Source organism: Arenimonas malthae CC-JY-1, assembly GCF_000747075.1.
GTDB classification, from domain to species: Bacteria; Pseudomonadota; Gammaproteobacteria; order Xanthomonadales; family Xanthomonadaceae; genus Arenimonas; species Arenimonas malthae.
In genome coordinates, this window is the sequence record NZ_AVCH01000016.1 from 1 (window position 1) to 5,722 (window position 5,722).

Genomic DNA, 5,722 nt, shown 5'->3' on the forward strand with positions numbered 1-5,722 from the left:
AGGCAGCAAGAGAGATATCCAAGCGGTTTCATGTGGTGGAAGACGTTGCGAAAAGGTGGGTAAGGCAGTTCCGCAGATTGGAGGAGACTAGGGACTCTGCGAAGGAGGGTCGTGACTCTCCGAAGTAGGGAGACTGCCGCTAGCTGAAGCGCTCGGCAATTCTCTTCGTCACCGGCCAGCAATGGTCATGACGGAGCAAGCCCAAGTGATTCGAGACCTGCACACTGTCTCGCAGTTTGCGAACAAGACCAGTTTCACCGAGCCCCAACTTCGCTGGTGGATTCACAACGCGGAGACCAACGGCCTGGCCTCTCATAGCGCCATCGTCCGGGTGGGCGGCCGGCGCGTCTATATCGACCCCGCAGGCTTTGACGCCTGGATTCGCAGTCAGAACGCTCGCCAGGGGAACGCGGCATGAGCGCCGCTCCCTCAATGCCAGAGCCCTCTCTCCCGCGCCTGGTCCGCATGCCCACCGTGCTTCAGATGGTCGGGCTGAGCCGTTCCGAGGTCTGGCGCAGGATCGCGGCGGGAACCTTCCCAAAGCCCCTCAAGTTGGGACCGAACACCTCCGCTTTCGTGGAGGCAGAAGTGGCCGCCTGGGTGGCTCGCCAGATCGCTGCCAATCCTCCGGAGGTCCGCTGATGACCGCCGCCGAAGAAGCGGGGCCGGGCGGCAGCAAGACGAGAGCCCATGAACCGCTAACCCAATGCCTGCTGCTAGCTGCCGCCGTCGATGGCGTCCGGGAAATGGTGGCCCGCTCGGCCCTGTTTGAGACTCACCCCGGCATCGGGATTGAAGAAGCTTCCCATCACCTCAACTTGGCGGCGGCGTACCTCGCCAACGCCCTTCAGGTGGGGGACTTCTGATGGCCAGGAATCGCCTCACGGGCTGTCGGTGCGAGTGTCCGACGTGCTTGGAGCAGTTCGGCAGTGTCCAAGCCTTCGACCGGCATCGGGTGGGCTCATTTGCCAGCCCCGACAGTCCCCAGCACTCGCGGCGCTGCCTTTCGGTGTCAGAAATGGACGGGGCCGGCTGGACACGCAACCCCAAAGGGCAATGGCTCAGGCCGGATAGCAGGCGGCCGGCGTCGCAGGCCTCAGAAGGCCGGGAAAGGGTCGGGGCTACTACCACCGCCCCGGAGCCGAGAAACGCGCTCCTGAGCCCGCCCCGCCACGCCAGCGGGCCATCCGGGGGCGCCTAGCGCCAACAAGTCGCCGGGGGGCGAATGGAAATTGATACCGCCATGACGGCGCGGTTCCTTGCCGCGCTGACGGGGGATGCTGTCTTCACGTTCCAGACCTTTGCGGAGGCCGAGGGGGCGGGGAAGAAGCTAAACCGCGTCCTGCAAGGCTCGCTAAGCAAGCTGGCGCGCCAACTCGTGTCCCTTAACCAACAGGGGGCGGGCGTCTTCGTCATGGTCAACCGTGGCGATGGATTCGGCCGGAAGGCAGCCAACGTTGTCGCGGCCCGCGCCCTGTTCCTGGATCTGGATGGGGCGCCCGTTGAACCCGTGCTTTCCTACCCCCTACCTCCCCGCATCGTCGTGGAGTCCTCTCCGGGCAAGTGGCATTGCTACTGGCCGGTTGCCGACCTTCCGCTCGATCAATTCTCCCGCGCTCAAAAGGCGCTCGCGGCTCAATTCGGCGGCGACCCCAAAGTATGTGACGCGCCAAGGGTTATGCGGCTTCCCGGCTTCTTGCACTGCAAGGCCGAGCCCCAGCTCACGCGACTGGCAAGCGCCGACCCCACGCCCTACACCTGGGACGAAATGACCCAGGCCTTCGACCTGGCGCCAGTGATGCGGCTGCCTGATCGAATCCACGAAGGCCAGAGAAACGCGACGATCTACAAGCTGGCACGGTCCGCTTGCCAGAAGGGCGTGCCGGAGGCCGCGCAGCTTGCGAAGGCGCTCAAGGTTAATGAGCGGTGCACCCCGCCACTCTCAATCGCAGAGGTAGAGGCAGCCGTTCGCAGTGCATACAAGGCTCCCGCAACGGCAATGGCCTCTCTGCCTGTCGCCGTCATGGATTCCGAGCCGTTCCTCGCGCTCGATGACTCCGGCCGAATGCTCGTGCTGGCTGCATATCGCCGGGCCGATTCTTTCAACACCCAGCGCCTAACGCTGCCTTGGTCGGAGCTACGGCAATGGTTCCCCCGGGAGCAGACCTTCTACCGCGTCCGAAGCCGGGTCATGGCATCGGGCCTGCTCCAAGTCGTGGAGGAAGCCAAGGCGGCGGCTCCCAACAAAGGGAAGGGGCCCAAGCCCACCTTCTACCGGCTTGCAATACCCAACACCAATGCACCCTATTCCACGGCTCCAATACCCCCTATAGGTGTGGGGCCTGAAGCTTTACAGGCTGTTGCTGATAATGGCTCTTGAGGTCACGGGCCATTTCAAGGGCGCTTGCGTCAGGCCAAAGCGAGACGGCGCCCCCGATCCCGACTCCCGGCCGCCCTTGAGCAATACGCTTTGCGCGGGTGCCCGAGCCTTCGCCCGCCACGGCACACCGGAAGGCGACTCGCTGCTTGTCTGGTATCGCTCTCACGGACGCGAACAAGCCAACGCGGTGGAGATGTACCTGGCGCGGCGGGCATTCGTGTCCTGCTGGCCTCTCAACGCGGAGCAGGCAAGCGCCGTGATCCGCTGGGCGATGGCCCACGTTCTGGCCGGCAGATGCCGAACCGAACCGCTACCGATTCGCTTGCGAGACGAAACGGCACAAGCCCTTCGGGCCGATGCAGCCGCCTGGCTGCGGGCCGGAATCATGGAGGCGCAGTGGCGCTACGGGCTGGCGCGCGGATAGCGGGAATTCCAAATACCCACGGATAGGCAAACTGACGATAGACCTTCGACGCTCCCCCGGCGCCGACCTCGGGCGCTGCCCCCGTCAACGGCAGCAACACTTTTTGGACGCCTAAAAAAGGCGCATCTACGGTGGGCCAAGGATGGCCCGAGCGGCGGCTAAACAGGCTGCCCAAGCAAAGGAACGAGGACATGCGAATTACTGCCCAAGCGGGTGACCGCCGATGAGCCAGCGAACCGAACTTCTGTTGGAGGCCGAGCGCCGTGGTCTCTTGCCACCTGACAAGGCGGGGCTACTCAATGAAGCCCGGCGCCGGGGCATGGTTCCCGAGCAGGCCGGCGCTGGCACCCTGGGCGAACCGGGTGGGATGGATCGTGAGAAGCGGCTTGAGCAGGCGCTACGCAATGCGGCGGCGCTGGCCCGCCAGGGCGATAGCAACGCTGACTATGCCGCGCGGCGCTTCGCTCGTGAACTCAAGCAGATTCGTTCGGCACGCGAGGCTGAGGGAGCGTCTTCGTCTGACAAGTACCGCGTTACCGCTCCAGACGGGACCGCGTACGAAGTCACTGCCCCGGCGGGTGCCACTGAGGACCAAGTGCTCGCGTACGCTCAAGAGCGCCATAGCAACGGCGCCGCGCAATCCGCGTCAGCCACCAGCGGCCCGTGGGAGCGCTACCAGAGGCCCCAGGACAAGCAGGGGCCATGGACCCGATACCAGCAGACCAGCGGCGGGTCGGCCATCCGCGAGGCCGAGTTGGCCGATGGCACCATCCTCGAATTCCCCGCCAACACGTCGGATGAGGTGATCGATCGGACGGTAAAGACCTACCTTCAGCAGGGCTCGGAAACCCGGGCGCAGCCGCGCGGCCTCGCGCAGGAAACAGGCCGCCAACTCGGGCTTACGGCCCGCCACGGCCTGGAGGGCATCGGCAACTTCCTGGGCATCTTCTCGGACCCGATAGCGGAAGCCGGTAACGCGGCTCTGGGCACCGAGGGACAGCCCAGGCCCTTTATGCGGGCCGGAGAGCTGGCAACGTGGGCGGCCGACTCAATGGGGCTGCCCCAGCCCGATAACGGCTTTGAGCGCGTTGTGGGCGGCGCTAGCCGTGCCCTTGTGGGTGCAGCGCCTACCTTGGGCGCTGGCGGTCTCGCGTCCCAGGCGCCCGGCCTCACGGGCCAGTTTGGCAAGGCGCTGGCGGCCTCACCGGGTTACCAGCTCAGTGCCTCCGCATCCGGTGGCGGCGCTAGCGAGATTGCGCGCGAAAGTGGAGCCGGTCCGACCGGGCAGATGCTTGCCGGCCTTGCAGGTGCCACGGCTCCCGCCAACACGTCCGCACTGGCGAGACTTGCCACGCGAGGCGGCGAAGCGGGCCGCCAGAGCATGCTCGCCAATCTGGTTACCTTCGGCAAATCCGGTGCGGGTTCGCCCAGCTTGGGGCAAGCAACTGAGGGCAGGGTGACGCGCGGCCTAGAGGCTCTGCTGGCCCGCACCCCGGGCGGCTCCGGCGTGATGGCGCGGAGCGGTGACGCGCAGCAGAGCGGCATGGGTCGGCAGGTTCGACAGATTGCGGACTCGCTCTCCACGCGCGCTGACCCCGCCCAAGCGGGCCGGGCCATCGAACGCGGCGTGCTGGGCCCCAACGGCTTCTCTGCCAACTTCCGGCGAACGGCCAACTCCCTCTACTCCGAGGTAGATCAGTACCTGCCGGGCAACTCCGGCGTTGACGTGTCGAAGACGAAAGCGGCGCTGGACTCCCTTGCCAGCCCGACGCCTGGAGCGGTCAACACTTCGCGCGCGTTGGCGAGTTCGCGGGTGGGTGCCATCCGGGATGCGCTGGAAGCGGACCTCACGGCATCTTCGGCCAGTGGCCCCTTTGCTGGCCTTGGCGTGTCCAGTCGCCCGACGCTCCCGTACCAGGCGCTCAAGAACCTGCGGACCCGGATGGGTGACCTCATCGCGGATTCGACCTTTGCCACCGACGTTCCCACGAAGCAGCTCCGCCAGGTGTATGCGGCGCTTACGGAAGACATGGATGCAGCGGCGCGGGCCACCGGCAATCCCCGGGCCGTGCAGGCGGCCAGCAGGGCGAATGCCTACTACCGCGCAGGCATGAACCGGATGGAAGTGCTGGAGCGGGTCATCGACCGCAACGGCGGCCCCGAAAAGGTCTTTAGTGCAGCGACCAGCGGAACCCGCGAAGGCGCGACTACGCTGAGGGCGGTTCTCCAGTCGCTACCCGAGGACGGCCAAAAGCAGCTCGCGGCTGCGGTGATCCGACGCATGGGGCGTGCAAACCCCAGTGCGCAGGACGATATCGGAGAGCAGTTCAGCTCCGAGCGTTTCCTGACCATGTGGAACAGCATGGCGCCGGAAGCCAAGTCGGCTCTCTTTGGGCGCTTGGGACCGGACTACGTGCGGGCAATGGAGACGGTGGCCAAGGCGGCAGCGAACCAGCGCCAGGGCGCCCAGGTGTTCCGCAATCCCTCGCAGACCACTGATGCCGCAATTCAGGCGGGCACGGTGTTCTCCTTCCTGACCACGCTCGGCACCGGCAACGTGGGCACGGCGGCGCTGATCGGTGGCGGCGTTGGACTGGCGAACCTGACGGCACGCGGGCTGACCAGCCCAACCGTCGTCAAATGGCTGGCCCGACAGACTCAGGTGCCCTTTGCGGCCCTCCCTGTCCAAATCGCCCAGCTCAAAGTGGAGGCGCGGGCCAGTGGCGATGAGGAAGCTATCGAATTCGCCCGGGAGCTGGAGCAGACGGTGGAGCGCCAGCGATGAGCAAACGAGCATCCAAGGCCGTAGCGCCCAAGTCCAAGGCGCCCGCGTCCCGCAACCTGGAGGTCGAGAGAGACCCCGAGGAAACACCTGGCAGGGCCGTGGCCCGATCCATCTTGAATCGCCCCGCCTTTCC

General features: G+C 65.9%; 6 protein-coding genes. All 6 read left to right on the forward strand.

What is annotated here, in order from left to right; all coding sequences use genetic code 11:
- Positions 1 to 187: 187 nt before the first annotated feature.
- The 6 genes from N790_RS01915 to N790_RS01940 all read left to right on the forward strand — a co-directional run bounded on the left by N790_RS01915 (position 188) and on the right by N790_RS01940 (position 5,589).
- A complete protein-coding gene (locus N790_RS01915; RefSeq protein WP_169742130.1) occupies positions 188 to 418 on the forward strand; it encodes a DNA-binding protein in 231 nt (76 codons plus the stop codon).
- A gap of 47 nt (positions 419 to 465) precedes the next feature.
- Positions 466 to 642, forward strand: a complete 177-nt coding sequence (locus N790_RS15460) for a helix-turn-helix transcriptional regulator (RefSeq protein ID WP_084062504.1) — start codon at positions 466 to 468, stop codon at positions 640 to 642.
- Entirely contained in the window at positions 642 to 866 is a 225-nt protein-coding gene (locus N790_RS01925; RefSeq protein WP_043800084.1) for a hypothetical protein, read from the forward strand. The genes N790_RS15460 and N790_RS01925 overlap by 1 nt, the downstream gene beginning before the upstream one ends.
- A 359-nt stretch (positions 867 to 1,225) precedes the next feature.
- A complete protein-coding gene (locus N790_RS01935) occupies positions 1,226 to 2,380 on the forward strand; it encodes a DNA-primase RepB domain-containing protein (RefSeq protein WP_043800086.1) in 1,155 nt (384 codons plus the stop codon).
- Entirely contained in the window at positions 2,370 to 2,804 is a 435-nt protein-coding gene (locus N790_RS15840; protein ID WP_156969883.1) for a hypothetical protein, read from the forward strand. The genes N790_RS01935 and N790_RS15840 overlap by 11 nt, the downstream gene beginning before the upstream one ends.
- A 223-nt stretch (positions 2,805 to 3,027) precedes the next feature.
- Positions 3,028 to 5,589 (forward strand): hypothetical protein, encoded by a 2,562-nt coding sequence (locus tag N790_RS01940; RefSeq protein ID WP_156969884.1) that lies wholly within the window; start codon positions 3,028 to 3,030, stop codon positions 5,587 to 5,589.
- Positions 5,590 to 5,722 lie beyond the last annotated feature (133 nt).